At 70.8% G+C, this 26,313-nt stretch carries 26 protein-coding genes; 11 read left to right on the forward strand and 15 right to left on the reverse strand.

Features of this window, described 5'->3' with window-relative positions:
- The 5 genes from cydD to ABDW35_RS07345 form a co-directional block, all read left to right on the forward strand.
- Positions 1-1,164, forward strand: a 1,164-nt coding sequence (gene cydD, locus ABDW35_RS07325) for a thiol reductant ABC exporter subunit CydD (protein ID WP_343713197.1), incomplete at its 5' end; no start/stop codon positions are given.
- Positions 1,164-2,912, forward strand: a complete 1,749-nt coding sequence (cydC, locus tag ABDW35_RS07330; RefSeq protein ID WP_343713198.1) for a thiol reductant ABC exporter subunit CydC — start codon at positions 1,164-1,166, stop codon at positions 2,910-2,912. The genes cydD and cydC, both read left to right, overlap by 1 nt.
- Positions 2,899-3,318: a YbaN family protein gene (locus ABDW35_RS07335; RefSeq protein ID WP_343713199.1), complete on the forward strand. Its 420-nt coding sequence runs from the start codon at positions 2,899-2,901 to the stop codon at positions 3,316-3,318. The genes cydC and ABDW35_RS07335 overlap by 14 nt, the downstream gene beginning before the upstream one ends.
- A gap of 70 nt (positions 3,319-3,388) precedes the next feature.
- Positions 3,389-4,069 (forward strand): response regulator transcription factor, encoded by a 681-nt coding sequence (locus tag ABDW35_RS07340; protein ID WP_034847400.1) that lies wholly within the window; start codon positions 3,389-3,391, stop codon positions 4,067-4,069.
- Positions 4,056-5,510: a HAMP domain-containing sensor histidine kinase gene (locus tag ABDW35_RS07345; RefSeq protein ID WP_343713200.1), complete on the forward strand. Its 1,455-nt coding sequence runs from the start codon at positions 4,056-4,058 to the stop codon at positions 5,508-5,510. Before ABDW35_RS07340 ends, ABDW35_RS07345 begins: the two co-directional genes overlap by 14 nt.
- Positions 5,511-5,514: 4 nt before the next feature.
- Here the strand turns inward: ABDW35_RS07345 and ABDW35_RS07350 are convergent, their stop codons facing one another.
- The 7 genes from ABDW35_RS07350 to ABDW35_RS07380 form a co-directional block, all read right to left on the reverse strand.
- Entirely contained in the window at positions 5,515-5,988 is a 474-nt protein-coding gene (locus tag ABDW35_RS07350) for an SRPBCC family protein (RefSeq protein ID WP_343713201.1), read from the reverse strand.
- Positions 5,985-6,317, reverse strand: a complete 333-nt coding sequence (locus tag ABDW35_RS07355) for a metalloregulator ArsR/SmtB family transcription factor (protein ID WP_343713202.1) — start codon at positions 6,315-6,317, stop codon at positions 5,985-5,987. Before ABDW35_RS07355 ends, ABDW35_RS07350 begins: the two co-directional genes overlap by 4 nt.
- Before the next feature lie 3 nt (positions 6,318-6,320).
- Positions 6,321-7,013: a glutathione S-transferase family protein gene (locus ABDW35_RS07360; RefSeq protein ID WP_343713203.1), complete on the reverse strand. Its 693-nt coding sequence runs from the start codon at positions 7,011-7,013 to the stop codon at positions 6,321-6,323.
- Between the two features lie 83 nt (positions 7,014-7,096).
- On the reverse strand, positions 7,097-7,942 hold the full coding sequence (locus tag ABDW35_RS07365; RefSeq protein ID WP_343713204.1) for a carbohydrate ABC transporter permease: 846 nt from the start codon (positions 7,940-7,942) through the stop codon (positions 7,097-7,099).
- The gene (locus tag ABDW35_RS07370) at positions 7,942-8,895 is read right to left on the reverse strand and encodes a sugar ABC transporter permease (RefSeq protein ID WP_343713205.1); all 954 of its coding nucleotides are present in this window, start codon (positions 8,893-8,895) and stop codon (positions 7,942-7,944) included. The genes ABDW35_RS07365 and ABDW35_RS07370 overlap by 1 nt, the downstream gene beginning before the upstream one ends.
- A gap of 142 nt (positions 8,896-9,037) precedes the next feature.
- Positions 9,038-10,288, reverse strand: a complete 1,251-nt coding sequence (locus ABDW35_RS07375; protein WP_343713206.1) for a sugar ABC transporter substrate-binding protein — start codon at positions 10,286-10,288, stop codon at positions 9,038-9,040.
- Positions 10,289-10,335: 47 nt separating this feature from the next.
- A complete protein-coding gene (locus ABDW35_RS07380) occupies positions 10,336-11,799 on the reverse strand; it encodes an alpha-glucosidase/alpha-galactosidase (RefSeq protein WP_343713207.1) in 1,464 nt (487 codons plus the stop codon).
- Positions 11,800-11,906: 107 nt separating this feature from the next.
- On the opposite strand from ABDW35_RS07380, the gene ABDW35_RS07385 reads away from it, so the two are divergent.
- Both ABDW35_RS07385 and ABDW35_RS07390 read left to right on the forward strand, forming a co-directional pair.
- The gene (locus ABDW35_RS07385) at positions 11,907-12,824 is read left to right on the forward strand and encodes an AraC family transcriptional regulator (RefSeq protein ID WP_343713208.1); all 918 of its coding nucleotides are present in this window, start codon (positions 11,907-11,909) and stop codon (positions 12,822-12,824) included.
- A 108-nt stretch (positions 12,825-12,932) separates the two neighbouring features.
- Entirely contained in the window at positions 12,933-13,706 is a 774-nt protein-coding gene (locus ABDW35_RS07390; RefSeq protein WP_343713209.1) for a CDP-diacylglycerol diphosphatase, read from the forward strand.
- A gap of 45 nt (positions 13,707-13,751) precedes the next feature.
- Here the strand turns inward: ABDW35_RS07390 and ABDW35_RS07395 are convergent, their stop codons facing one another.
- The gene (locus ABDW35_RS07395) at positions 13,752-15,080 is read right to left on the reverse strand and encodes a hypothetical protein (RefSeq protein WP_343713210.1); all 1,329 of its coding nucleotides are present in this window, start codon (positions 15,078-15,080) and stop codon (positions 13,752-13,754) included.
- 218 nt (positions 15,081-15,298) lie between these two features.
- Positions 15,299-16,300, reverse strand: a complete 1,002-nt coding sequence (locus tag ABDW35_RS07400) for a hypothetical protein (RefSeq protein WP_343713211.1) — start codon at positions 16,298-16,300, stop codon at positions 15,299-15,301.
- 165 nt (positions 16,301-16,465) lie between these two features.
- Between ABDW35_RS07400 and ABDW35_RS07405 the strand changes: the two genes are divergently transcribed.
- The gene (locus ABDW35_RS07405) at positions 16,466-18,454 is read left to right on the forward strand and encodes a hydantoinase/oxoprolinase family protein (RefSeq protein ID WP_343713212.1); all 1,989 of its coding nucleotides are present in this window, start codon (positions 16,466-16,468) and stop codon (positions 18,452-18,454) included.
- A gap of 88 nt (positions 18,455-18,542) precedes the next feature.
- Here the strand turns inward: ABDW35_RS07405 and ABDW35_RS07410 are convergent, their stop codons facing one another.
- Positions 18,543-19,004, reverse strand: a complete 462-nt coding sequence (locus tag ABDW35_RS07410; protein WP_343713213.1) for a DUF3237 domain-containing protein — start codon at positions 19,002-19,004, stop codon at positions 18,543-18,545.
- 101 nt (positions 19,005-19,105) lie between these two features.
- Between ABDW35_RS07410 and ABDW35_RS07415 the strand changes: the two genes are divergently transcribed.
- Positions 19,106-19,972, forward strand: a complete 867-nt coding sequence (locus ABDW35_RS07415; protein WP_343713214.1) for a LysR substrate-binding domain-containing protein — start codon at positions 19,106-19,108, stop codon at positions 19,970-19,972.
- Here the strand turns inward: ABDW35_RS07415 and ABDW35_RS07420 are convergent.
- Genes ABDW35_RS07420 through ABDW35_RS07430 form a run of 3 tightly spaced genes read right to left on the reverse strand, consistent with a single transcriptional unit; the run spans position 19,969 to position 22,000 of the window.
- A complete protein-coding gene (locus ABDW35_RS07420) occupies positions 19,969-20,511 on the reverse strand; it encodes a GNAT family N-acetyltransferase (protein ID WP_343713215.1) in 543 nt (180 codons plus the stop codon). The genes ABDW35_RS07415 and ABDW35_RS07420 overlap by 4 nt on opposite strands.
- 8 nt (positions 20,512-20,519) lie before the next feature.
- Positions 20,520-21,101, reverse strand: a complete 582-nt coding sequence (locus tag ABDW35_RS07425; protein WP_343713216.1) for an XRE family transcriptional regulator — start codon at positions 21,099-21,101, stop codon at positions 20,520-20,522.
- Positions 21,102-21,142: 41 nt separating this feature from the next.
- Entirely contained in the window at positions 21,143-22,000 is an 858-nt protein-coding gene (locus ABDW35_RS07430; protein WP_343713217.1) for a hypothetical protein, read from the reverse strand.
- Between the two features lie 166 nt (positions 22,001-22,166).
- Here ABDW35_RS07430 and ABDW35_RS07435 point away from each other — a divergent pair, with 166 nt between their 5' ends.
- Both ABDW35_RS07435 and ABDW35_RS07440 read left to right on the forward strand, forming a co-directional pair.
- Positions 22,167-23,294, forward strand: coding sequence for a serine hydrolase (locus ABDW35_RS07435; RefSeq protein ID WP_343713218.1), 1,128 nt, complete (start codon positions 22,167-22,169; stop codon positions 23,292-23,294).
- Positions 23,295-23,413: 119 nt separating this feature from the next.
- Positions 23,414-24,241: a L,D-transpeptidase gene (locus ABDW35_RS07440; RefSeq protein WP_343713219.1), complete on the forward strand. Its 828-nt coding sequence runs from the start codon at positions 23,414-23,416 to the stop codon at positions 24,239-24,241.
- 4 nt (positions 24,242-24,245) lie between these two features.
- Here the strand turns inward: ABDW35_RS07440 and pseH are convergent, their stop codons facing one another.
- Positions 24,246-24,800, reverse strand: a complete 555-nt coding sequence (pseH, locus tag ABDW35_RS07445) for a UDP-4-amino-4,6-dideoxy-N-acetyl-beta-L-altrosamine N-acetyltransferase (RefSeq protein WP_343713220.1) — start codon at positions 24,798-24,800, stop codon at positions 24,246-24,248.
- A gap of 189 nt (positions 24,801-24,989) precedes the next feature.
- A partial coding sequence (locus ABDW35_RS07450) for an elongation factor G (protein ID WP_343713221.1) occupies positions 24,990-26,313 on the reverse strand: 1,324 nt, incomplete at its 5' end.

The following is a 26,313-nucleotide window of genomic DNA, read 5'->3' on the forward strand; positions in this document are numbered from 1 at the left end:
ATGATGGCGCTGATCGGCATGAAGGCGGCCGATGAGAGCCGCAAGCAGTTCCGCGTCCTGGCGCGGATGAGCGCCTATTTCCTCGACCGGCTGCAGGGGCTGTCGACGCTGCGGCTGTTCGGCCGGGCCGAGGCGGAGGTCGAGGGCATCGCCCTCGCCGCCGACGCCTTCCGCGACCGCACCATGCGGGTGCTGCGCATCGCCTTCCTGTCCTCCGCCAGCCTGGAGTTCTTCGCCTCGGTCGCGGTCGCCGTGGTCGCCACCTATGTCGGCCTCGGCCTGCTCGGCCATATCGGTTGGGGAACGGCGCCGGGGCTGACACTGTTCAGCGGCCTGTTCGTGCTGCTGATGGCGCCCGACTTCTTCCTGCCGCTGCGCATGCTGGCCGCCTATTACCACGACCGGGTGGCCGCGATCGGCGCGGCCGAGGGCTTGGCCGAGGTACTGGACGGGCCAGCCGAGGCCCAGAACAGCGGCCGGCCGATGCCGCAGGGCGACCTCGACATCGTGTTCGACAACGTCTCGGTCGCCTTCGACGGCGGTGCCCGCAGCGCCGTGCGCGGCGTCAGCCTGCGGATCGCGCCGGGCGACCACATCGCGCTGGTGGGCATGAGCGGCGCCGGCAAGTCGACCCTGCTGTCGCTGCTGCTGGGCTTCCGCCGGCCGGATGCCGGGCGGGTGCTGGTCAACGGCGTCGACCTGGCCGAGATCGACCCGGAGGCGCTGCGGCGCCGCATCGCCTGGATCGGCCAGGCGCCGGTGCTGTTCCACGGCACGCTGCGCGACAACATCCGGCTGGGCCGGCCCGAGGCCGACGACGCGGCGGTCGAGCGTGCCGCCGCCGAGGCGCGGGTGAGCGAGTTCGCGGCGGCCCTGCCGCAGGGGCTGGACACGCCGGTCGGCGAGCGCGGAATTGGCCTGTCCGGCGGCCAGGCGCAGCGCGTCGCGTTGGCCCGCGCCTTCCTGAAGGATGCGCCGCTGGTGCTGCTGGACGAGCCGACCGCCTCGCTCGACCGCGACACCGAGGCCGAGATCCTGGAGTCGATCCGCCGCCTGGCCCGCGGCCGCACGGTGGTGGTGGCCACCCACAGCCCGGCGGCCATGGCGATCGCCGACCGCAAGATCCTGCTGGACCAGGGCCGGGTGCAGGCGGAGGCCGCGTGATGGATCGTCGCGACCGTCCCCTCCTCGCCATCCTGCGCCTGGCGCGGCCGCAGCGGCGGAAGATGGCGTTCGGCCTGCTGCTGGCCGTCGTCACCGCCCTCTCCGGCGTCGGGCTGCTGGTGCTGTCCGGCTGGTTCATCGCCGCCTCGGCCGTCGCCGGTGCCGTGGCCGCGACCGCAATCGCCTTCAACTTCGCCAGCCCGTCCGCCGGCATCCGCGGCCTGGCCGTGCTGCGCACCGGGTCGCGCTATGCCGAGCGGCTGGTGACGCATGACGCCACCTTCCGCTTCCTGGCGGGCCTGCGCGTCTGGCTGTTCCGCGCCGCCATCCCGCTGGCCCCGGCGCGGCTGGAGGAGCAGCGCGGCGGCGACCTGCTGAACCGCATGACCGCCGACGTCGATTCCCTCGACGCCATCTACCTTCGCGTGATCGTACCGGCCGTCGTCGCCGTGCTGGCGGTGCTGCTGGTCGGCGGGGTGCTGTTGTGGCTGGACCCGGCGGCGGCCGGGATCGTGGTGGCGCTGGCGCTGCTGGTCGGCCTCGCCTTGCCCTGGGCGATGCAGCGCATCGGCGCGCCGGCCGGCAAGGCGATCGCCCTTGCCACGGCGCGGCTGCGCACCCGCATCGTCGAGGGCGTGCAGGGCCTGGCCGAGTTGAAGGTCTACCAGGCCGACGCCCGCCATGCCGAGGCGGTGCTGGCCGAGAACGAGACGCTGATGGCGGCGCAGCGGCGCATGGCCCGGCTGTCCGGCATCTCCACCGCCTTGTCCGGCCTGGCCGGGCATCTGGCGGCGCTAGCGATCCTGGCGCTGGGCGTCGCCGGCGTCGCCGCCGGGGTGCTGCCCGGGCCGGCGGTGGCGCTGATGATGCTGGGGGCGCTGGCCCTGTTCGACGCGCTGGTGCCGCTGCCCCTGGCCTTCCAGAATCTCGGCCGCACCCGTGCCGCCGCCCGCCGGCTGCTCGACTTCGCCGGGCTGGCGCCGCTGGTGCGCGACCCTGAGGTGCCGGCCGCTGCCCCGGCCGGCAACACCATCGCCCTGGCCGGCGTGTCCTACCGCTACCGGCCCGGCGACCGGCCGGCGCTGCAGGATATCGACCTGGAGCTGCCGGAGGGCCAGCGCATCGCCGTGATCGGCCCCAGTGGCAGTGGCAAGAGCACGCTGACCGCCCTGCTGCTGCGCTTTCGCGACCCGGACGCGGGTAGCGTCACCATCGGCGGCGTCGACCTGCGCCGCCTGCCGCAGGCCGAGCTGTGGCGCCGTGTCGCCTATCTGTCGCAGCGCAGCCAGATCTTCGCCGGGACGATCCGCGACAACCTGCTGATCGGCGACCCGGAGGCCGGGGACGACCGGCTGGCCGCGGCGGTCGATGCCGCTGGGCTTACGGGCTGGGTCGAGGCCCTGCCGCGCGGGCTGGACACCTGGGTCGGCGAGGCCGGGGTCCAGGTCTCCGGCGGCCAGGCCCGGCGCATCGCGCTGGCCCGCTGCATCCTGAAGGATTCGCCGATCCTGGTGCTGGACGAGCCGACCGAGGGCCTCGACGCCGAGACCGAGGCGCAGGTGATCGACGCGCTGGAGCGGCTGACCGCCGGCCGCACCACGCTGGTGATCACCCATCGCCCGGCGCTGCTGCGCCTAGCCGACAGCGCCGTGCTGATGGCCGAGGGCCGGATCGCGGTGCAGGGCGTGCCGGCCGAGGTGCTGGACGCCGCCCTGCCCGCCCGGGCGAAGCGCCATGCCGCGGTTTGACCTGAACCGGATCGGAGTCCTCGGGCCGACCGCGATGCGCCTGGTCCTGCAGGCTTTCGGCGCGCTCTGCGTCGTCGCCGGCATTATCGGGATCTTCGTGCCGCTGTGGCCGACCACGATCTTCATGATCCTGGCGCTGTGGGCCTTCGCCCGCTCCTCGCCGCGGCTGCACAACTGGCTCCTGACCCATCGCCGCTTCGGCCCGCCGCTGCAGGCCTGGGAGCGGCATGGCGCGATCCCGGCCTGGGCCAAGCTGCTGGCGGTGGTCAGCCTGTCCGGCAGCCTGGCGATCGTGGCGGTCTCGGTGCACTCGCACCTGGTGGTCGGGATCGTCGCCGCCTTCTTCGCGATCCTGATCCTGTACATCCTGACCCGCCCGAATGCCGCGCCGCACGGCAAAACCTGACCGGAAGATGGGCCGGCCATGACACGCTTGTCATTTCCGAACCGCCCCGCCTCGTCGTAAGGTTCCGATCATGCGAATCCTCGTGATCGAAGACGACGCCCAGGCCGCGCAATACCTGACCAAGGGTCTGCGCGAGAGCGGATTCGTCGTGGACCATGCGCCCGACGGGCCTCAGGGCCTGTTCCTGGCGACCAGCGAGACCTACGACGCGATGATCGTCGACCGCATGCTGCCGGGCATGGACGGGCTCTTGATCGTCGAGACCATCCGGCGCAACGGCAACCAGACCCCGGTGCTGTTCCTCAGCGCCATGGGCCAGGTCGACGACCGGGTGCGCGGCCTGCGCGCCGGCGGCGACGACTACCTGACCAAGCCCTACGCCTTCACCGAGCTGCTGGCCCGGCTGGAGGCGCTGCTACGCCGCGGCGCCAGCCCGGCGGCGGCGCAGACCGAGCTGCAGATCGGCGACCTGAAGATGGACCTGCTGTCGCGCAGCGTCACCCGCTCCGGCCGCAAGATCGACCTGCAGCAGCGCGAGTTCCAGATCCTCGAATACCTGATGCGCCACTCCGGCCAGGTGGTGACCCGGACCATGCTGCTGGAGAATGTCTGGAACTATCACTTCGATCCGCAGACCAACGTGATCGACGTCCATATCAGCCGGCTGCGGCAGAAGATCGACAAGGACTTCGATGCACCGCTGCTGCAGACCGTGCGCGGCGCGGGATATTGCCTCCGTGCATCTGATTAGGGTCCTTCGCAGCTCCACCTTCCGCTACGCGATCATCTACATGCTGGTGTTCGGGATCTCCGTCGCCGGCGTGCTGGGCTTCGTCTACTGGCAGACGGTGCGGGTGATCGCGTCGCAGACCGACGACACCATCCAGGCCGAGATCACCGGCCTGGCCGAGCAGTACCGGCAGTTCGGCCTGCTGGGGCTGGTGCGGATCATCCGCGAGCGCAGCCAGGCCGCCCCGGGCCGGCGCGGCCTCTATCTGCTGGCCGACCGCAACTACAACCGAATCGAGGGCAACCTCTCCTCCTGGCCGCCGATCGCGCGGGGCGCCGCCGACAGCACGGTCGATTTCCTGGTGGCGACCGATGTCGGCGAGAATCCCAAGCCCCAGGTGGCGCGGGCCCGCACCTTCCAGCTGACCGGCGGCTTCTACCTGCTGGTCGGGCGCGACATGACCGAGCGCACCGACTTCACCAAGCTGATGACCGATGCGCTGATCGGCGGCCTGATCCTGACCGGCGTGCTGGGCCTGGTCGGCGGCATTCTCATGAGCCGCAGCATGCTGGCCCGGATCGAGGGCATCAACCGCGGCACCGAGGACATCCTTCAGGGCGACCTGGCCCGCCGCATGCCGGTGCGCGGCAACCGCGACGAGTTCGACCGGCTGGCCACCAGCCTGAACGCCATGCTGGACCAGATCGACGGGCTGATGACCGGCATGCGCGGCGTCGCCGACAACATCGCGCACGACCTGCGCAGCCCGATCTCGCGCCTGCGCAGCCGGCTGGAGGTCTCGCTGATGGGCGAGACCGATGCCGATGGCTATCGCCGGGCGATGGAAGATGCGATCCGCGAGGCCGACGGCATCCTGGCCACCTTCAACGCGCTCTTGGAGATCGCGCTGGCCGAGGCCGGGGCGGTGCGCGACCGGTTCAGCCCGATCGACCTGTCGGCCCTGGCGATGGATGCCGGCGAGCTGTACGGGCCGGTGGCGGAGGAGAAGCACCAGAGCCTGGCGAGCGCGATCGAGCCCGGCGTGACCGTGCCCGGCAACAGTCACCTGCTGGCCCAGGCCGTGGCCAACCTGCTGGACAACGCCATCAAGTACACGCCGGAGGGCGGCCGGGTCGCGCTCGACGTCCGGCGCGACGGCGACGGCGCGGTGCTCGACATCCGCGACACCGGTCCGGGCATCCCGGAGGAGGCGCGCGGCCGGGTGCTGGACCGCTTCGTCCGGCTCGACGCCAGCCGCAGCGCCCCGGGCGCCGGGCTGGGCCTGTCTCTGGTCTCGGCGGTGGCGCGGCTGCACAAGGCGACGCTGACCCTGTCCGACAACGCGCCCGGCCTGCGCATCAGCCTGCGCTTCCCGCATGTGCTGGCCACCCCCCAGGACGCGTCGCAGGACACGGCCCAGATCGCACCGCCGCTGGGCCGGCTCGCCTCCCCGCAGTCCTGAGCGGCTACTGCCCGGCGGCGAGATCCTGGCGGATCAGCTCGACCAGCCCGTCGAACACATCCTCGGTGCCGCCGATGCGCTGGCGGCGGGCGCCGTCGCCGCCGGCCAGGAACGCCGCCTGCTCGGTGAACTTCATCCGGGTGCGGCTGCCGGCCGGCAGCAGCTCGACCGTCGCCAGCGAGGCCGAGACCCGCTGGCCGCCGAAGGTCATTTCATAGGCGTAGAGGATCCGCCGGCCCGGCACGATGTCGAGATATTGGGCGCGGAACGTCATCTCCTGCCCGTCAGGCATCCGCCAGTGCTTGGCCTCGACCCCGCCGACGCGGAAATCGAACAGGTCCTCCAGCACCGTCCACTCCGGGTGGCAGTCGGTCCAGCGGCGCTTCAGCGCCGGCTCCGCCCAGAAGCGGAAGGCATGCGCCGGGCTGCCGGGCAGGTCGCGCTCGACGACGAAGGTGGTGTGGTCCACGGTGCTCACGGTGTCTCCTCGGGGATCTCGTGCATCAGGGCCTCCAGCCGGTCGAAGGCGGCGTTGAGGGCGGCTTCGCGGTCGCGCACCCAGTCAGCGATCACGGTCAGGGCAGCGGGCTGCAGGCTGTAGGTGCGAGCGCGGCCGGCCTTGCGCGAGACGACGATGCCGCTGTCCTCCAGGATCTTCAGATGCTTCACCGCCGAGGGCAGCCGCATTCCCGCCGGCTCGGCCAGCTGCTTGACCGTCGCCGGGCCGCGGCTCAGGCGCTCGGCCATGCCCCGGCGGTTCGGGTCGGACAGGGCGATAAAGATGCGGTCGAGGGCCTGCGGCTGCACCTCTCACGCTCCCGGCGCGTCGCGCAGGAAGCGGTCCGGCATCGCCTCGCGATACGGAAACATCGGGAAGTAGGGCCGCGCCTCGCGCAGCGTGCGCCGCATCGACGGCCGCGCCAGCAGCCGCTCGAAATAGGCGGCGAGGTTCGGGTGCGCCGCCGCGAAGGGATGCACTATCGAGGCGTAGAACAGGGCCGGCGACGCGGCGCAGTCGGCCAGGGTGAAGCGGTCGCCGATCGCCCACTCCTTTCCGGCCAGATGCGCATCCAGCATGGCATAGGCGGTGTCGAGCGACCGCCGCGCCTCGGCCACGCCATAGGGGTCGCGGCTGTCGGCCGGGCGCAGCCGGTCGCCGACGATGCGCTGCATCGGCACGGCGACATAGAGGTCGAAGGCGCGGTCCCACAGCCGGGCGTCGAGCACCTGCTCCCCATCCTCCGGCAGCATCGGGGCCGGGCCCGGATAGTGAAGCTGGACGTATTCGATGATGATGCTGGTCTCCGCCACGACACGGTCGCGCGCGGTGTCATGCAGCACCGGGATCTTTCCGACCGGCCATTTCGCCATCAGCGCCCCCGCCTCGCCCGGATCCTGCAGATCGACCGTCACGGACTGGAACGCGGTGCCGTTCTCGTAGAAGGCGATCAGGACCTTGTGACAGAAGGAGGCCAGCGGGTGGAGATACAGGGTCAGGGCCATCGATCCGCTCCAACAGTTTCTCTGGAGAGAAACTATTCGAAGCTGATCGCGGCGGCAACAACAGTTTCCGCCATAGGAAACCGTCAGCCCTTCACCGCCCCGGCCGACAGCCCTTCGACCAGGAAGCGCTGGAGATAGACGAAGCCCAGCGCGATCGGCACCACGGCGAGGACCGAGGCGGCCATGAGCCCGCCCCAGTCGGTCAGGTGCGAGCCCTTGAACAGCATGATGCCGGGGGTGAGCGTCCGCCGCGCGTCGCTGTTGATCAGCACATAGCCGAACATGAATTCGTTCCACGCGGTGACGAAGGCGTAGACCGCGGTGGCGAAGATGCCGGGCGCCGAGACCGGCAGCAGCACCCGCAGGATGAAGCCGGTGCGGGAGCAGCCGTCGATCTCCGACGCGTCCTCCAGCTCGCGCGGCACGGCGTCGAAGAAGCCCTTCAGCATGAAGGTGCAGAGCGGGATGGTGAAGGTGCAGTAGACGATGATCAGCGCCGCATAGGTCGACAGCAGGCCGAGGCGCTGCATCAGGATGTAGAGCGGCACCAGCAGCAGCACGCCCGGGATCATCTGCGACAGCAGCAGCGCGCCGCCGACCAGCCGCGACAGCGAGAGATAGGCCCAGCGGCTGAGCGCATAGCTGCAGAACACCGAGACGGTGATGGTCAGGATCGTCGATCCGGCGGCGACGATCAGGCTGTTGCGGAAATAGGTCAGGAACTCGCTGTCCAGCAGCACCCGGGTGAAGTTCGACAGGGTCGGGGCGTCGATCCAGAAGCTGGGGTCGGCGCTGCGCACCTCCGCCACCGGCTTCAGCGCCGTGTCGATCATCCACAGGAACGGGAACAGGCTGTAGGCCGCGAACAGGATCAGCGTGCCGTAGGTCAGCACGCCGCGCAGCGACCGCTGGGATCCGCCGACGACCATCAGCCCTCCCGCCGGCGCCGGGCGACGCCGTAGTGGTAGACGAAGAACAGGCTGGCCAGGAACGCCATCGACATCGAGGCCACGGCGCAGGCGGCGCCGACGTCGAAATCCTGCATGGCATAGCGGTAGATCATGATCGGCAGCGTCTCCGACGCGTTCAGCGGGCCGCCTTCGGTCATCACCCAGATGAAGTCGAAATTGATCGCGGTCCAGACGATGTGGATGAAGATCAGGGTCAGCGACACGGTGCGCAGATGCGGCAGGGTAATGACGCGGAAGCGGCGCCAGGCCCCTGCCCCGTCCACCGCCGCGGCCTCGTGCAGCTCGCGCGGGATCGCCTGCAGCGCCGCCAGCAGGCTGAGGGTGTAGAAGGGATAGCTGCGCCAGATGTTGACGAAGGTCACGGTCAGCAGCACCGTGTCCATCTGGCCGAGCCAGGGATAGGGCGCATCGAGCAGGCCCAGCTTCACCATCCAGATGTTCAGGATCCCGTAGTCCGGCGTCAGCATCCAGGTCCAGTTCAGCCCGGCGACGGCGATCGGGATCACCCAGGGGATGATGATCAGGCCGCGGAAGATCGCCCGGAACCGCACCGGCTGGGCCAGCGCCACGGCGGAGGCGAGGCCGAGCGCGTATTCCCCCACCACCGACAGCCCGGTCCAGACCGCGGTGTTCCACAGCGCCGGCAGGAAGTCGCCGTCCTCCCAGACCGTCAGGTAGTTGTCCCAGCCGGCAAAACCGGCGGCGGTGGGGTTGACCAGGTTGACGTAGTGCAGGCTGTCCCACAGCACCCGCAGCAGCGGATAGGCGACCAGCACCAGGATCAGGATCCCGGCGGGCGCCAGGAACACCAGCGCGGCGCGCCGGATTCTCGCGGCGCGGGTCGGAGGACGGCCCGCCGCCCGGACGGGGAGGATCGGCGCCCGGGCGGCGGCTTCGGCGGCGGCCTTCATGCTCTCGACGCCTTTCCAAGGCTGTCATTGCCGGGCTTGACCCGGCAATCCAGAGGGTCTCGACATCTCCTGGATGCCCGGGTCAAGCCCGGGCATGACAGAGAGAGGGGCTGAGTCACTTGCGTCCCTCCCGGCATCGTCCCTACGACGAGCTCAGCTCGCCGGACTGGCGCAGGGCGCGGTTGACCTGCTTGCCGAGCCAGGCGGCGACCTCGGCCGGATCCTCCTTCTTCAGCAGCACCCGGCCGATCGATTCCTCCATCGCCCGGGTGATCTGGCCCAGCGCCACCGGCGGGAACACCACGCCGGTCGGGGCCAGCGAAGAGAAGCCCTCGCCCCACACGCCGGGGCTGACCACGTCCTTGCGGATCGAGGTGGTCGGCCGCCCCGCCGCCTGGTAGTCGCGGCCGGTCATGAAGGCCGCGAAGGTCCAGGCCTCCTTCGGGTGCTGCGTCGACTTGTAGAGGAAGAAGGGGTTGATCTCGAAGAAGGTCGCCGGCTTCAGCTTGGTCGGCGGCGGCGCCACCTTTACATCGGCCATCGCCTCGGGGTTCTGCTGGGCGCGCGACTGCATCCAGGCGCCGTCGACCGCCATGGCGTATTTGCCGAGGGCGAAGTTGCTGTCCTCCTCCTCCCAGCCCCAGCCGGCGGCTTCGGGCTGGATCGCGCCCTCGTCCAGCAGGCGGCGGTAGAAGGCGAAGACCTCGGTGGCCCGCGCCAGCTCGGCCTGGTCGTCGGCCCAGCTGTTCTTGTAGCCGCCATCCGGCTGGCGCCGGGCGATCGCGACGTCGTTCTGGGCCAGGTACATGATCAGCTCCTGCGGCGCCCGCACCCCGGTGCCGGCGATGCCGAAGCCGTGTTGCCCGGTGGCCGCCTTGATCTTCTGGGAGGCCGAGATCAGCTCGTCCCAGCTCTTCGGCGGCTCGGCGATCTCGGCCTTCTTCAGCATCTCCTCGTGATAGAGCAGCGCGCGGATGCCGAGGTAATGCGGCATCGCCATCAGCTTGCCGTCGATGGTCAGCGCCTCGATCACATTGGGGTAGATCCCGTCGCGCCCCGGCCAGTCGGCGGCATAGGGGGTGAGGTCGAGCAGCGCGCCCATGCGGTAGAGCTCGCCGAACCATTCCGCCAATCCCCAGCTGATATCGGGCGCGTCGCCGCCGGCCACCGCGGTCACCAGCTTGTCGTGCAGGGCGCCGAAGGCGATGTTCTGGGTCTCGATCCTGATGTCCGGATGCGCCTGCTCGAAGGCGGCGATCTGCGCCTGCATCGCCTTGGCGTCGGGCTGGGCGGGGTCCCACGCCACCCAGAAGCGCAGGGTCACCGGCTCGGCCACCGCCGGCAGCGCCAGCAACAGCCCCGCCAGAATGAGCGCGATCCTGGTCAATCTCATCGTCGCCTCCCCTCTTTGATGGTCCGCCGGGGCGTTGATCGCCCCGATCAGCTCGCGGCCTTGGCCGTGGCCCGGGCCTCGCGCAGCTGGTCGACGCTGCGCACCGACAGGCGGGCGGCACCGCCCCAGTTGCGCGTCGCCACGCCGCCGCGGGCCAGGCGCTGCTTCGCGCCGTCGACTTCATGGGCGAATTGCGGCAGCCACTCGGCCTGGGCCACCAGCAGCTCGTCAACCATTTGCCAGACCTCGTCCGGGTTGCAGACGGCGCCGACCAGCGGGTCGTGCAGCACGGCCAGGCGCAGCAGGTCGAGGTCGCCGGTCACAGCCGCCTGCACCGCCATGCGCTGGACGTTGACCGAGGTAGTGCAGGTGGCGGCGCAGCCCAGCGGCAGCTCCAGCCCCGCCGCCATGTTCAGGCCGAAGCGGTCGACGAAGCCCGGCGTCTCGACGATGCAGTCCTGCGGCAGGTTCTTAATCAGCCCTTCGTTGCGCCGGTTGAAATGGCCGCGATAGACCCGGCCGGTCTCCAGCGCCTCGATGATGTAGCTGCCATGCTCATCGGAGCGGCGATACTCGGACAGCGGCGCCCCGGCCTCGGACAGCCAGCGCGGGAAATCGGTCTCGAACCAGTTCCGCTGCTCGGTGCAGTGGCGCAGATAGCCGCCGGTCTCGCCGTTGATCCAGTTCGACAGGTCGATCCAGCGGTTGATCTCGTCCGGCCGCTTCCGGTACCAGGGCAGGTATTCGCTGAGATGGCCGTTGCTCTCGGTCGAATAGCAGCCGAAGCGTCGCAGCACGTCGATGCGGACCTTCTCTTCCCGGCTGTAGCGCGGGTGGCGCTCGAAGGCCTCCAGCAGCTCCGCCGCCTCGATCTTCCGGCCCTGGAACCGGATGTCGATGTACCAGGTCTGGTGGTTGATGCCGGCGCAGATGTAGTCGACCTCGCGCGGGTCCTCCGCCCCCAGCACCTCGGCGATCTGGTGCCAGCCATGCTGCACGCCGTGGCACAGTCCGATGGTGTTGGCGACGCCGCCATACTCGATCGCGGCCCAGGTGTTCATCGCCATCGGGTTGGCGTAATTCAGGAACCACGCCCCCTCCTCCGCCTCCGCCCGGATGTCGCGGCAGAAATCGAGGATCTGCGGGATGTTGCGCTGGCCGTACAGGATGCCGCCGGCGCAGATGGTGTCGCCGACGCATTGGTCGACGCCGTATTTCAGCGGGATCTCGATGTCGCTGGCGAAGGCGCGCAGGCCGCCGATGCGGACGCAGCTGATGACGTAGCGCGCGCCGGCCAGCGCCCGGCGCCGCTCCGCCGATGTCGTCACCCGCGCCGGCAGCCCGTTGGCCTCGATGTCGCGGCGCAGGATCTGCGCCACCATGTCGAGATTGTCCGGGTTGATGTCGTGCAGCGCGAATTCGGTGTCCTGCAGTTCCGGCACCTTCAGCATGTCGCGCACCAGCTTCCGGGTGAAGCCGACGCTGCCCGCGCCGATCACGGCAACCTTCATCGCATCCTCCCGGGCCCCTGTGGCCCTCGGCAAGCCATTTCGTGCTATGGTCTATGGGGCTGGGAAAACCGGCGAAAGAGGAATTTCGTGCGATCATGGGGCATTCCATGCTGTCGGCACTGCGCGAGCGGCTCCCGGGCGGAGTCTCGGTGGTGTTCCCGAAGGACCGCTATCGGCTGCACGCCATGGTCACCAGCGCCGGCTACGACCGCTGCACCGATCCCGGCTACGACTGGCACGGGCTGAGGCGCGGCGATGCGCCCTTCGTGCTGCTGCAGCACACCATCGGCGGCCGCGGCCATCTGCGGGTCGAGCGCAAGCGCTGGGAGCTGCGGCCGGGCCAGACCATGCTGCTGCGCTTCCCGCACGACAACCGCTACTGGCTGGGCCGCAACCCGGAATGGGAGTTCTTCTGGCTGTGCCTGAACGGCCGTGAGGTGCTGCGGGTGTGGCGCGAGGTGATCGCCGCGCATGGGCCGGTGGTGACGCTGCCGGAGGCGGCGGTCGAACGGTTGGCCGGCCTCTGCCTCTCGGCGCTGCAGGGCGAGGCCGGCAGCCCGGCCCGCGCCTCCGCCCTCGCCTATGGCGCTGCGATGGGGTTGGCGGAGGAGCTGCTGCCCTGGGGCGAGATGCCGGCGGCATCGCCCCGGCCGGCGGCGATCGAACGGGCCGTCTCGCTGTGCGCCGGCCAGCCGGCGGAGCGGATCGACGTCGCCCGCATGGCCAGGGCCTCGGGCTACAGCCGCTATCATTTCAGCCGGATCTTCGCCGCGCATGAGGGCACGACGCCGGCCCGCTACCTGCTGCGCCTGCGCATGGAGGAGGCGGCGCGGCTGCTGCATGTCGACGAGGCGCCGGTCAAGGTCATCGCCCAGCGTTGCGGCTTCGACGACGCCAACTACTTCGCCAAGGTGTTCCGCCGCTTCTACGGCATCGGGCCGCGCGACTTCCGGCGCAGCGGCATGTATGCCGGGACGGTGCGAGCTGGGCGGGGCGACGAGCCCGAGGCGGCGAGCCGCTCATAGCCGATTGCAATCGCAGCGGTTTTCCGGCCCGGCGCAATCGTCGTGCAACCCTGCCGATCATACTGACGGTCAACCGGGTCGGCCCGGCCATGGTCCCGAGGAGCGTGCATGAAGAGATCGGCAGCACTGGCTTTCCTGGCGACCGTCGTCGCCCTCGGCGCCTGGATCACTCTGCGGCCGGACCCGGATGCGCTGTGGCGGATCGTCAGCGAGCAATGCGTGCCCGCGGCCGAAAGCGGCGCCGCGCGGACTCCCTGCGCCAAGGTCGACCTGGCCGACGGCTATGTCGTGTTCAAGGACCGCAACGGCATCGGCCAATACCTGTTGATGCCGACCCGGCGGATCGACGGCATCGAGAGCCCCGAGCTGGTCGCGCCCGGCGCCCACAACTACTGGCGCGATGCTTGGGAGGCCCGCTCCTATCTCGAACAGGCGATCGGCACGCGGCTGCGACGCGAGGAGATCGGCCTGACCGTCAACTCCGCCAGCGGGCGCAGCCAGAACCACCTGCACATCCACATCGACTGCATGCGGCCGGAGGTGACCGCCGCCCTCACCGCCCTGAAGGCCACGATCGGCGAGCAATGGACCGACCTGCCGATGCCCCTGCCGGGGCACAGCTATCGCGCCCGGCTGATCGTCGATGGGACGCTGCGCCAGACCGATCCATTCCAGCTGCTGTTCGCGGACATCCAGTCGCGGGGCGAGGCGATGGCCGACCAGACGCTGCTGCTGACGGGGACGACGCTGGACGATGGTCGGCCGGCCTTCCTGCTGCTGAACGACAGCGTCGAACCCGGCGACAATGCCTCGGCGGAGGAGCTGCAGGACCATTCCTGCAGCGTCCGGAACCACTATGACGCCGGCCAACCACGCGCCTGAAGCCAGCCGCCGGCCGCTGGCCGGGAGCCGGCGGCCGGACCGGGCTCAGCCGGCGGCGCCGCCGCCGGCTATGGCTGAGGGCTTGCCGCCGACCGGGATGTCCAGCCCCTGCTTCAGGCTGTTCAGGTAGAATTCGCGGATTCGGCCGTTCTCCGGGTCGCTGACGAAGGCGCTGTTGCCGATGATGGCCAGCGCCGGGGCCGGCGTCGCCGCGTCCCAGGCGCAGTCGAAGGACGGCACGGCGTCGAACTCCGCCACCGCCCTCCACTCCGGCGCGATGTCGTAGATACGGAGCCTGCCGTCCTGGGTCAGGTTGACGACGCGCTGGCCGTCATTCGTCACCTCGTATTGGCAAACCGCCTGGCCGGCGGGGATCGGGAACACGTCGGCGGCGGCCAGAGCATCGGCCGTCGGATCGATCCGCAGCAGCGCCTCGAAGGGCCGGCCGTTCTCGCCGCCATAGTTGGCGACCAGGTGGCGGCCCGCCGGGCGGCCCTTGATGGTGCTGGCGCGGCGGCCGTCGGGATAGGCCAGCTTGCGTGAGCCCCAGGCGCCGTCCGGCCCCGGCCCGATCACCAGCACGCCGCCATCGCTGGCGGCGTCGCCCTCGATCCGGGCGTTGCAGCCGAAGACATGCGTCTCTCCCAGCGCGGCGTGGCCGTGGAACTCCTTGCAGGAGCGGGCGGGATCGGCGGTGTCGTTGTAGGAGTCGACGGCCGTCCAGCCTCGGGACCGGTCGAGGATCTCGAAGCCGTTCGGCCGCGACGACTCGCTGCGGTCGTCGCCCTTGGCATAGGCCTGCTTCGCCACCGAGACCAGGAACCGGTCGCCGCCGAGCGGCACGGCGATGCCGTGCTGCGGCGCCGGCGCCGGCCAGGTCTCGGGCTCGATGCCGTTGTCCAGCGCGTCGAGGCGGAGCGCCACCACCTTCGGGTCGCTCTTGCCCAGCCACGGGCGCTGCCCGTCATAGAAGACCGTCAGCCAGTTCTTCCCCGACACGACATGGGACGGCTTGTCGCCGGTGAGGACGAGATCGAGCAGCCGGACATCGCCCTTCTCGATGTTGACATGGTCCTCATGCGATTCGAAGAACAGACCGCTGTCCAGCAGCCGGATGGTGCCGGCGTCGTCGCCGGTGCGGATCACCACGAAGCGCCCGCCGGCCGTGCCGATCAGCGCCGGATCCGCCTTCGTGATCGGGAAGCTGTGGGTGACCTTGCCGGTGTCGAGGTCGAGCACGCTGACGACGGGGGCCTCATGGTCGGCGAAGACCAGCCTGCCGCGGGAGATGTGGTCATGGGCGGGCACCGGGCCGGCGGCGAGGGTGAGCGCGGCCAGCAGCGCTCCGGCAGCGATCCAGCGGGGTCTGGTCATGTCTGGGATTCCTGGAAATCGTCAACTGGAATTAATGTTATAACATATCATTATATATTAGCAAGATGCCTCCGGACACTCCCCTTGCCGTCATTGCGAGAACAGCGAGGCGTCCAGGGCCGTTTGGCGTGTCCTTGGGTTGCCTCGTCGGCTTCGTCTCACGATGACGGTGAAGGAGGAGCGATCTCAGAGGCTGCCAGCGGGAGAGGCCGCCTGCTCTACACGGCGCCGGCATGCTCCGACCGCTTCTTGATCACGCCCAACACGATGCCGTGGAAGTCGTTGAGGAAGATGTCGCCCCACCAGGCGCAATAGGCGTTGATCGGGGTCCGGATCCAGTAGTCGGTCTGCAGCGTCAGCCGCGTCCGCCCGCCCGGCAGCGGGTCCAGCGTGTAGTGGCCGCCGGTCAGCTTGAGATAGGGACTGTTGACCCGGATATGCCCCTCGATCGCGGCCGGGATCGAATCCGGTGCGAAATGGAAGGTCCAGGCCAGCGACCGGTTCAGCTCCCAGCCGGTGATCCATTCCTGGAAATGGACGCCATGGCCCCAGCGTAGGTATCGCACGGCGCCGACGCCCTGCCCCTCCAGCCGCGCATCCTCCGGCCGCGGCACGCCGACGATGCCGTGGCTGAAGGTCCAGCCCAGCTCCTCCGGCCGGATGTCGGGGATGGCCACGGTGTTGCGCCACACCACCTCCGGCGGCGCCGCGATCTCGATCACCGTGGTGACCGTGCCGGTCCGCTCCGGATAGCTGGCCTGGGTCTCGACCGGCATGCCGATCGCCGGCGCCAGCACCAGCAGCAGGGCCGCCGCCCGGCCCCGCGTCCGGCGCAGCAGCAGGCCGGTGAGCAGCGCGCCGAGGATCGAGGCGCCGTAGAACAGCGGCGAGACCATGATGACGCAGATCCCGCCCTCGGCCAGCAGCACCAGCGCCACCACCATGAAGGCGGTGGTGACCATGGCGCCGATCAGGGCATGCCGGCCGCCGCCGGCCTCGCCCCGCGGGTCGGCGGCCATCACCGCCACGCTGGCGGTCGCGGCCGGCACGCCGAACAGGAAGGCGATCATCAGCAGGGCGCCGCCACCGGCCGCGTCCATCTCGTCGAAGACCAGGGCCATGCCGTACAGCAGCAGCGCGTAGAGCACCGCCATCGGCACCGCCGGCACCAGCCTGCCCCGCCAGCCGATCCGGCCGCCGCTGTCGCCTCCGTCCGCCATCCCGTCGGTCCCTGCCATTCTCGATGGCCGGCACCTTCGCCGCCTCACCGGCCCCGGTCAACGCGGCGAGGCGCGGCGGCGGCCGCATGACAGGGCTGCCCCTTCCCTCTTGCCCAGACCATCGTCCTGCCCTAATCGACGGGTGGATTTCCAGCGCGGTTCATCTTGTCCCTTTCCCTCGGCATCGACACCGGCGGCACCTTCACGGACGCGGTCCTGTTCGACCCGGACCGCGGCGTCGTCGCCGCCGCCAAGCGGCTGACCACCAAGCACGATCTGGCGCTGGGCATCGGCGCCGCCATCGACGCGGTGCTGGAACGGCACCCGGCCGAAATCGGCTTCGTCGGCCTGTCCACCACGCTCGCCACCAACGCAGTGGTCGAGGGCCAGGGCAACCCGGCCTGCCTGATCCTGATCGGCTATCCCGAGGCGGCGCTGGACCGCGCCGGGCTGCGCAAGGCGATCGGCGCCGACCCGGTGGTGGCCGTCGCCGGCGGCCATCGGCCGACCGGGGAGGAGCAGGCGCCGCTGGACCTCGACGCCGTGCGCGCCGCCATCCTGCGCCACGCCCCCGCCGTCACCGCCTTCGCCGTGGCCGGCTATTTCGCCGTGCGCAACCCGGCGCATGAGCAGTCGGTGCGCGACCTGGTGCGCGACCTGACCGGCAAGCCGGTGACCTGCGGCCATGAGCTGACCTCCGGCCTCGACGCGCCGCGCCGGGCGCTGACCGCGCTGCTGAACGCCCGGCTGATCCCGCTGACCGCGTCGCTGATCCGGGCGGTGCGCGGCCGGCTGGACGCGCGGGGCATCACCGCGCCGCTGATGGTGGTGAAGGGCGACGGGTCGCTGATCGCCGACCGCTTCGCCCTGGCCCGGCCGGTCGAGACCGTGCTGTCCGGCCCCGCCGCCAGCGTCGTCGGCGCCCGCTGGCTGACCGGCCGCGACGACTGCTTCGTCTCCGATATCGGCGGCACCACCACCGACATCGCCGTGCTGAAGGACGGCCGTCCGCTGCTGAACCGCGAGGGCGCCCAGGTCGGCGGCTGGCGCACCATGGTCGAGGCGGTGGAGATCCGCACCTTCGGCCTGGGCGGCGACAGCGAGGTGCGGGTCGAGCCAGGCGTCGGCCTGGCCGTCGGCCCGCGCCGGTCGGTGCCGCTGAGCCTGCTGGCGCAGCAGCATCCGGAGATGCTGGCGGTGCTGCGCCGCCAGGCCGAGCGGCCCGAGGGCATCAGCCTGGACGGCCGCTTCGCCCTGCGCCTGCGCGCCCTGGACACCGCGGCCGACACCCTGTCGCCGCAGGAGCGGCGGATCTGGGAGGCGCTGGCCGACGGGCCGCAGCCGCTGGAGACCGTGCTGACCAGCCACCTGCTGGACCGGCCGCTGGAGCGGCTGGTGGCGCGCGGCCTGGTGATCCTGTCCGGCTTCACCCCGACCGACGCCGCCCATGTGCTGGGGCTGCACGACGGCTGGTCGCGCGAGGCGGCGCTGCTGGGTGCCGCGCTGTGGACCCGCCGCCCGGCCGAGCCCGGCTGGACCCCGCCGGCCGATGCCGAGAGCTTCGCCCGGTCGGTGCTGGAGCGGCTGACCGCCGACAGCGCCCTGGCGCTGGTCGAGGCGGCGCTGGCCCGTGACGGCGTCGCCGAGGCGGCCCGGGAAGCCCGCGGCCTGCTGCCCCGCCGCGCGGTGGCGGGCGACGCCCCGGTCCCTGCCCTGCTGCGCCCGGCCCTGGCGCTCGGCCTGCCGCTGGTCGGCATTGGCGCCTCGGCCGCGACCTACTATCCGGAGATCGCCCGCCGCCTGGGCACGGAGAGCGTCGTGCCGCAGCATGCCGGCGTCACCAACGCCATCGGCGCGGTGGCCAGCGGCGTGCTGCAGACCGTCGCCATCACCATCACTGCGCCGGAGGAAGGCCGCTTCCGCGTCCACGCCCCCGCCGGCATCCGCACCTTCGGCAGCCTGGCGGAGGCCGCCGCCCATGCCGAGGCCGAGGCGCGCAGCCGGGCCGAAGCCCTGGCGCGGGAGGCCGGCGGCCAGGAGGTGGCGGTGACCGTCACCCGCGCCGACCGCGTGGTGTCGATGGCCGGCGGCCTCGACATGTTCGTCGAGAGCACGGTGACCGCCACGGCAGCGGGGCGGCCGCGGATGGGGTAAGGCCTAGCCTTCCTTCGTTTGTCATATCCGGGTCAAGCTCGGAAAGCGGCTTCTTTGCCACGATCGTCCTGCCGGCGGGCGTCCGGCCTTACAGGATCTCGAAGACGTCATAAGCCGCACCGTTCGGCCGGCGTTCGCCGAGGCCGATTGCGATGATCCGGTTCAGCCAGGCATAGGCCGGCGACGCCGTCTCGAAGAACGGAGCGATCCGCAGATAGTATTCGGACCGCCCAACCGCCTCGCCCCGGGCGATCCGGTCGCTGACCTCGGGCGCGGCGTGCCGCACGCCGCGATAGGTCATCAGGATCAACGCTCCGTCCCGGGTCCGCAAGGTCAGCCGGACATCCTGCTGGAACGAGCCGTCGGCGCGGGTCAGCAGCAGGTCGGAGCCGCCATGCGGCAGGATCTCGCCGGCCAGGCGCCCGCCTTCGAATGTTCCGCCCGACACCGGCACGACCCGGCGCTCGCCGGCCGGCGTCGTGCCCAGCTCGTGAATCGGATGGAGGGCGATCGAGATGTTGAACAGGGGGCGGGACATCAATTCGGCCATGGGGACCTCCGGTCATGTCGGAGACCCATTCGACATCGGCGAACCCGCGGCCCAAAGCGAGCGATCTTGCCCGTCATCTTAAGCTGTCCTTAACATGGCGCATGTCGAAACGCCTGCCGGCCCTGGAATCGCTGCGCGTCCTCGAAGCCTGCGCCCGCCACGCGAACTTCACCCGGGCGGCGGCCGAGTTGGGCGTCACCCCGGCCGCCGTCAGCCTGCGCATCCGCGACCTCGAGGCGGAGCTCGGGGTGGCGCTGTTCCGCCGCTCCGGCCCGAGCGTGACCCCGACCGAGGCCGGCGCGGCGCTCGCGGGACGCATGGCCAAGGCCCTCGGCCTGATCCGCTCGGCGGTCGAGGAGTGCCGGGATGCGGCCGACGGCCTGCGCGTGACCGCGGTTCCGACCTTCGCCATGCGCTGGCTGACGCCCCGGCTGGCCGCCTATCACGCTTTGCCCGACGCCGTGCCGATCCGGCTCGACGTCTCGGCCGAGCTGCGGCCGGCCGGCGGCTTCGACATCGCGATCCGCACCGGGGATGGCGGCTGGCCCGGCTTCGACGCCACGGCCCTGATGCCGGTCGACGCCACGCCGATGCTGAGCCCGGCGCTGGCGGCCAGGCTGTCGTCGCCGGCGGATCTGGCGGCCCTGCCGCTGCTGCCGCATGACGGCTGGCGGCGCTGGTTCCGCGAGGCGGGCGTCGAGGCTCCTGCCCTGCGCTTCTATGCCGACGACTATCCGACCCATGAGCTGGACGCCGCGGCGGCGATCGAGGGCGCCGGCGTCGCGCTGCTCTCGCCCCGCCTGTTCGGGGCGCTGATGCGGGACGGCAAGCTGGTCCAGCCCTTCCCGCACGTGATCAGTGGCCCGGCCGCGCACCACATCCTGCTGCGGCCCGGCGAGGCGCGGCCGGCCGTGCTGCGCTTCCGCGCCTGGCTGGAGGAGGAGGCGCGCCGGCCGGATGCCGGCTAGGCCAGCTGCTTGAGCATGTAGCTGGTGTCCTCCAGCACGCCCGTCGGCGAGCAGGCATGGCCGGGGACGATGCCGAACAGGCGGAAGCCGAGGCTCTCATACAGCGCCTCGCCGCTGTCGCCGCGCCGCGTGTCGAGCAGCAGCAGGGTCCGGCCGTGCCGGCGGGCCAGATCCTCCGCCGCCAGCATCAGTCGCCGGGCGATGCCGCGGCGGCGGGCGGCCGGATGCACCAGCAGCTTGGCGATCTCGGCTCGGTGGATGCCATTGGCCGGCATGCCCAGCACCAGTTGCACCGTGCCGACGACGCGCCCGTCCAGCCGGGCCACGATCAGTCGCCGGGCGCCGCTGCGGAAGGCGGGCTCCAGCCCCAGCCAGAACGCGCGCGCCGCTTCGACCGTGAAGGGCAGCACGAAGCCGACGCTGGCGCCGTCCAGCACACAGCCATGCAGCACCTCGGCCAAGTCGTCGAGATGGGCGGCGAGGCCGTCGGCCGCGACCTCCGCCAGGGTGATCGGGGACGGAACAGAGGTGTCGGGCATGGCGACGCTCACGGCTTGCACAGGGCAATGACGTAATGGGCCGGCTGCGGGCCGGGGCAATGGAAGCGGGTCGGCCCGAACAGGCGGTAGCGCAGGCAGTCGCCCGGGCCGAGGCGATGGATCTCGCCGTCGACCAGCAGCTCCAGCTCCCCCTCCAGCATCCAGACGTGCTGCTCGATGCCGTGGATCGGCGGCGTGTCATAGCTGACCACGGCGCCGGGCGGCAGCGTGCCCTCGACCAGCTCGCCGCGGAAGCCGGTGGCGGGCGGCGAGACGCTGCGGCGGCGGAAGCCGGTCTCGGGGTCGGTCCAGCCCGGCTGCTCCTTGCGGCGCAGCAGCTGCGGCGGGTCGGTCTCGACCTCGGCGATCAGGCCGGACATGGTGCGGCCATAGGCGGTGCAGAGCCGGCCGAGCAGCGAGGCGGTCGGGCTGGTCTCGCCGCGTTCCAGCCGCGACAGCGTCGCCCGGCTGATGCCGCTGCGCTCGGCCAGCGCATCCAGGGACCACCCCTGCTCCGCCCGCAGCGCCGCCAAGCGCGCGGCCAGCCGGGCATCGACCGGCTCGAGTTCACTGATGAGGTCACCTCTCATGATCGGGAATCTATCCCGATCATGAGAGAGCGTGCAAGAGGCTACGGCGCCGGCGGCGGGGCGAAGCGCGGGTCGCGCGGCGCATCGGCCGGGAACGGCCTCGGCGAGGCGGCCACGATCTCATTGGCCGGATCGTCGAGCGTGAACAGCGCCACCCCGATCACGCCGATGTTGCGCGGATCGCCCTGGGGCGTGTTGGCGGCATAGGCGTCGTCCGGCGCGGCGAAGCGGAAGGCCGCGACCTCGTCCTCGCCCTTGCGGAAGCCCTCGATCACCAGCCGCTCGCCCGGGCGCACCACATAGCCGCGATTGGCGATGCTGCCGGGCTGGCCGCTGATGACGTCCAGCCCATCGACGGTGGCCACCACCTCGACCGTCCGGCGGCCTCGGTTGTCGAAGGCCAGGCGGTAGAGGTCGCCGGACCGGCCCTGGAGATGCAGGTCACCGCCGCCGGTCGGCGCCAGCCGCAGCGGCGTGCCCCGCGCGCCGATCACCGAGAATTCGACGGTGCCGTCCGGCAGCGGCAGGCTGCGGGTCGTGGTGACCGGCCCCATCGCAGCGCCCCGGCGGCCGTCATAGTGGATCGTCACCCGCGCCTCCGGCCGGTCCGGCCAGAAGCGGGCCAGGCTGACGAAGCGGATCGGCGACCGGATCTCCTCACCCCAGCGCGTGCCCAGCCGCTCCTGCTCGGCGACCGGCGGCGCGGGCTCGCTCCGGCGTGGCTGAGGCGCCGCCGCACCCTTGCTTTGCGACGGCACCAGCGCGTCGGCGGTCAGGTCGTTACTCCCTGCCGACAGGACCTGGCTGACCATCACCTCCTGCACCACCGGCCGCGACGACACGCAGGCGGCCAAAGCCAGCATCAGCCCAGCCGCCAGGATCTTCCACAAAGCACGCATGACCTCTCCCCCGAGACATCCAGCGCCGCATCATCGGTCCTGCTCTGCGGCGAAGCCGTGGCGGGGCCGAGGTGAATCGAGGGCCGAGCAATCCCGGTACAGTGGCGCACAGGCGGCCCTGCTACCGATCGGCAACGCGCCCGATCGCGCCCAGACGGAGACGACCATGCCGCTTCGCCGTACCCTGCCCCTGATCGCCCTCCTCGCCACCCCTGCCGCGGCCGCGGACACGCCGCCCGACTGCCGCGCGCCGGCGGCGCTGAACGATGGCTGGGCCGTCGCCGCGCCCGCCGACGAAGGCTTCGACCCGGCGACGCTCTGCGCCGTCGGCCCGGCGATGGAGGCCCGCAACGCCCATGCCGTGCTGGTGGTGCGGCACGGCACCCTGGTCTATGAGCGCTATTTCACCGGCGAGGACCAGCGCTGGGGCCAGCCGCTGGGCCGCATCCCGCACGATGCCGCGACCAAGCACGATCTGCGCTCGATCACCAAGAGCGTGACGTCGCTGCTGGTCGGCATCGCCGTCGACTATGGCTGGATCAAGGACATCGATGTGCCGGTGCTGTCGCTGCTGCCGCAATATGCCGACCTGCGCTCGCCGGAGATGGACCGCATCACCCTGCGGCACCTGCTGACCATGTCGGCCGGCCTGGCCTGGAGCGAGGACCTGCCCTACAGCGACCCGCGCAACAGCGAGCGGCTGATGTCGGACGCGCCGGACCCGTACCGCTATGTGCTGGAGCAGCCCTTCGCCGAGACGCCGGGCGCGCGCTGGAATTACAGCGGCGGAGCCACGGCGCTGCTGTCGGCGGTGCTGAAGCAGGTGTCGGGCCGGCCGCTCGACGTGCTGGCGCGGGAGGTGCTGTTCGCGCCGCTCGGCATCGACGACATCGAATGGATCCGCTATCCGAACGGCGACCCGGTCGCCGCCTCCGGCCTGCGGCTGCGGCCGCGCGACATCGCCAAGATCGGCCGGCTGGTGCTGGGCCACGGCGCTTGGCAGGGCAAGCAGATCGTCTCGCCCGGCTGGATCGACCAATCGACGACGAAGCAGATCGCCGCCGAGGACCAGATCGACTACGGCTTCCAATGGTGGCTCGGCCATTCGCAGGTCGGCGGCCAGGATCTCCGTTGGGCCGCCGGCGTCGGCTGGGGCGGCCAGCGCCTGTTCCTGGTGCCCGACCGCGACCTGTTGGTGGTGGTCACCGCCGGCCTCTACGACCAGCCCGACGCGCAGGACGCACTCGGCCGGAAGGTGCTGGAACGCTATGTGCTACCGGCGGCACGGCCCTAGCCATACCTCACAAATCAGCAAGTGAATAATGGCGCATGACATGATATGAATACAGACGGAAGCGGAGCAAAGACAACCTGATCTCTTGAATCGTCGCAATAGCGATTGTCGAGACGTCGATGTCCGCGCGATTCCTGCTTGCCGTCGTCGTGCCGCTTCTGGTGCTCGGGTGCAGCCGCCCGCCTCCTCCAGCATCCACGGCCACCGCCGGGCCAACGGTCGATGTCGACGCCGAATTCGCCCGGCTGCGGGCCACCCTCGCACAGGAGGTGCCCGGCGCGATCGCGGATTTGCCCGAGGCCGGCCAGCACTGGGCCGGCCTGGCGCAGCGCGCGATCGCGGCCCGCGGCCAAGCCATCCGCCGGCCGCAGCTGGTGATGGTGGTGGACCGCAACCCGGCGGTGCAGGAGATGCGCCTCGTCCTGGCACGCCCCTCCGGTCCCTGGCGGAGCATGGGCGGCACCCGGGTCTCGACCGGGCAGGAGGGCCGGCATGGCTATTTCATCACCCCGACCGGCGTGTTCCCGCACACCGACGCGATCCTGGACTGGCGCGCCGAGGGCACCTTCAACGCCAATGGCATCCGTGGCCTCGGCCTCCGGGGCATGCGGGTGTGGGATTTTGGCTGGCAGGCGGCCGAACGCGGCTGGGACGCCGATGGCAGCACCGCCGAGATCCGGCTGCTGGTGCACGCCACCGATCCGGACACTCTGGAGCAGCGCCTCGGCCGCCCCGCCTCGAAGGGGTGCGTCCGGGTGCCGGGGCCGATGAACGTCTTCCTCGACCGTCACGGCATCCTCGACAGCGACTACGAGGCGGCGGCGAAGGCCGATCCCCGCTACGAGGCTGTGCTGCGCCCCGACCGTACCCCGACCCCGCTGGCCGGCAACATGCTGGTGATCGTGGACTCCGCCCAGGGGCCGATGGCCGCGGCGCAGCCTCGGTAGCCGCCTAGTCGGTTTGCACCCCGCGCTCGCGCAGCATCGTCACCAGGGCGTCACGCTGCGCCAGGTAGTCGTCGCGCAGCAGGCCCAGCACATGGGCGTCGAGGAACTGGCCGTCCTTGCGCACATGCGCGCGCAGCAGCCCCTCCTCCTGGAAGCCAAAGCGCTTGTGCATGCGCACCACGCCGGGATTGCTGGTCAGCACCTCGCAGCACAGCTTGTTCAGCTTCAGCTCGAGGAAGACGTGGTCCAGCACCTTGAGCTCGACCCAGCTGCCAATGCCCTTGCCGCGCAGGTCGCTGGCGCCGAGGTAGAAGGCCCAGGAACACTTGCTGTTCTGCTGGTCGATATCGACCAGGTTGGCCAGGCCGATCGGCTCACCGCCGTCCTGGATGATCCAGTAGACCCGGCGCGGATCATTCAGGATGCGGGCGAACCAGGCATCGTGCTCCGGCCGCGTGATCTCGTGGTCGGTGTATTGGTGGACCGCGACATGCGGCAGGTTCCGCCAGGTGAACAGCCGATCGGAATCCCCCGGCTCCACCCGCCTCAGGCTCAGCATTCCCGCGCTCCCCCGCTCGTCGTCATCGCTGCTGTCATAGGCCCGGCCGGCCTTGTCTCCATGTCGCCTGTTCTACACCGTCATTGCGAGCGCAGCGAAGCAATCCAGGGGCCAGTGCGAACCGGCCCTGGATTGCTTCGTCGGCTTCGCCTCCTCGCAATGACGACTTGGAGAAATTCCGACAACCGCTCAGGCCGCCACCGCCCTCCTCCGTTCCTCCACCACCTGGTCGGCGATGCGGCCCATCAGCTCCTGCAGATGGTCGAAGCGGGCGGTGAAGCTGCCGACGCCGAGCGTGACCGAGCGCAGCTCGACCGCCAGGCCGTGCATCTCCGCCTCCGGCAGCTGGCATTCGATCTGGTCCCAGCCGGTCCAGCCCTCGCGCGCGGTCATGCCCAGGATCTGGCCGCGCCGGCTGGAGACGATGGCATGCACCTTGGCGGTGTACTCCGCCGGCACCGCGATCGACACCGCCTGGATCGGCTCCAGCAGCACCGGGTCGCAATTCGCCAGCCCCTCGGCCATCGCCATCTGCGCCACGGTGCGGAAGGCCTGGTCGGAGCTGTCGACCGCATGGTGCTGGCCGTCGGTCAACGCCACGGCGATGTCGACCACCGGGAAGCCCAGCGGGCCTCGGTTCATCGCCTCCCGCGCGCCCGCCTCCACCGCCGGGATGTAGTTCTTCGGCACGGCGCCGCCGACCACCTTGTTCTCGAACACGAAGCCGGCGCCGCGCGGCTGCGGCCGGATCTCGACCTGGATGTCGGCGAACTGGCCGTGGCCGCCGGTCTGGCGCTTGAAGCGGGAATGCTGTTTGCTCGACCGCCGGATCGTCTCGCGATAGGCGGTGCGCGTCGGCACCGTGGTCACCGCGACGTTGAACCGGCTCTTCAGCCGTTCCACCGCGATCTGCAGCTGGATGTCGCCCTGCCCGGCCAGGGTGAGCTCGCCGGTCGCGTCGATATGGTGCACCGACAGCGCCGTGTCTTCCTCGCACAGCTTGGCCAGGGAGGTGGTCAGCTTGACGTCGTCCTTGCGGTCCGACAGCGACAGGGCCACGGCATGCACCGGCTCCGCCGGCTTCGGCCAGTTCCAGGTCGCCTCGGCAGTGCCGTCGGCGCGGAGCGTCTGGCCGGTCGCCAGGTCGTCGAGCCGGGCGATGCCGACGATCTCGCCGGGGCCGGCCTCGGCCAGCTTCTGGTTCTCGCCGCCCTTCAGCCGGTACAGGCCGGAGATGCGGCGGCTGCCGAGATTGCTGTTGTCGGCCAGCCGGCCGCTCCAGATCCGGGCCAGGCTCAGCTTGCCGGTATGCGGCTGATGCTGGGTCTTGAACACGGTGGCGGCGAAGCCGCCATGGGCGTCGTAGCCCAGCCGGGTGGCCGCCGCATCATGCGCCGGCGCCTCGTGCCGCAGCGCCTTCCACAGCCGGGTGACGCCGTTGCCGTGCTCGGCCGAGCCGAAGAACACCGGCACGATCAAATCCTGCTGCAGGTCGCGGGTGAGCAGATGTGGA

The sequence above is a fragment of the Inquilinus sp. genome (genome assembly GCF_039594555.1).
GTDB lineage: Bacteria > Pseudomonadota > Alphaproteobacteria > DSM-16000 > Inquilinaceae > Inquilinus.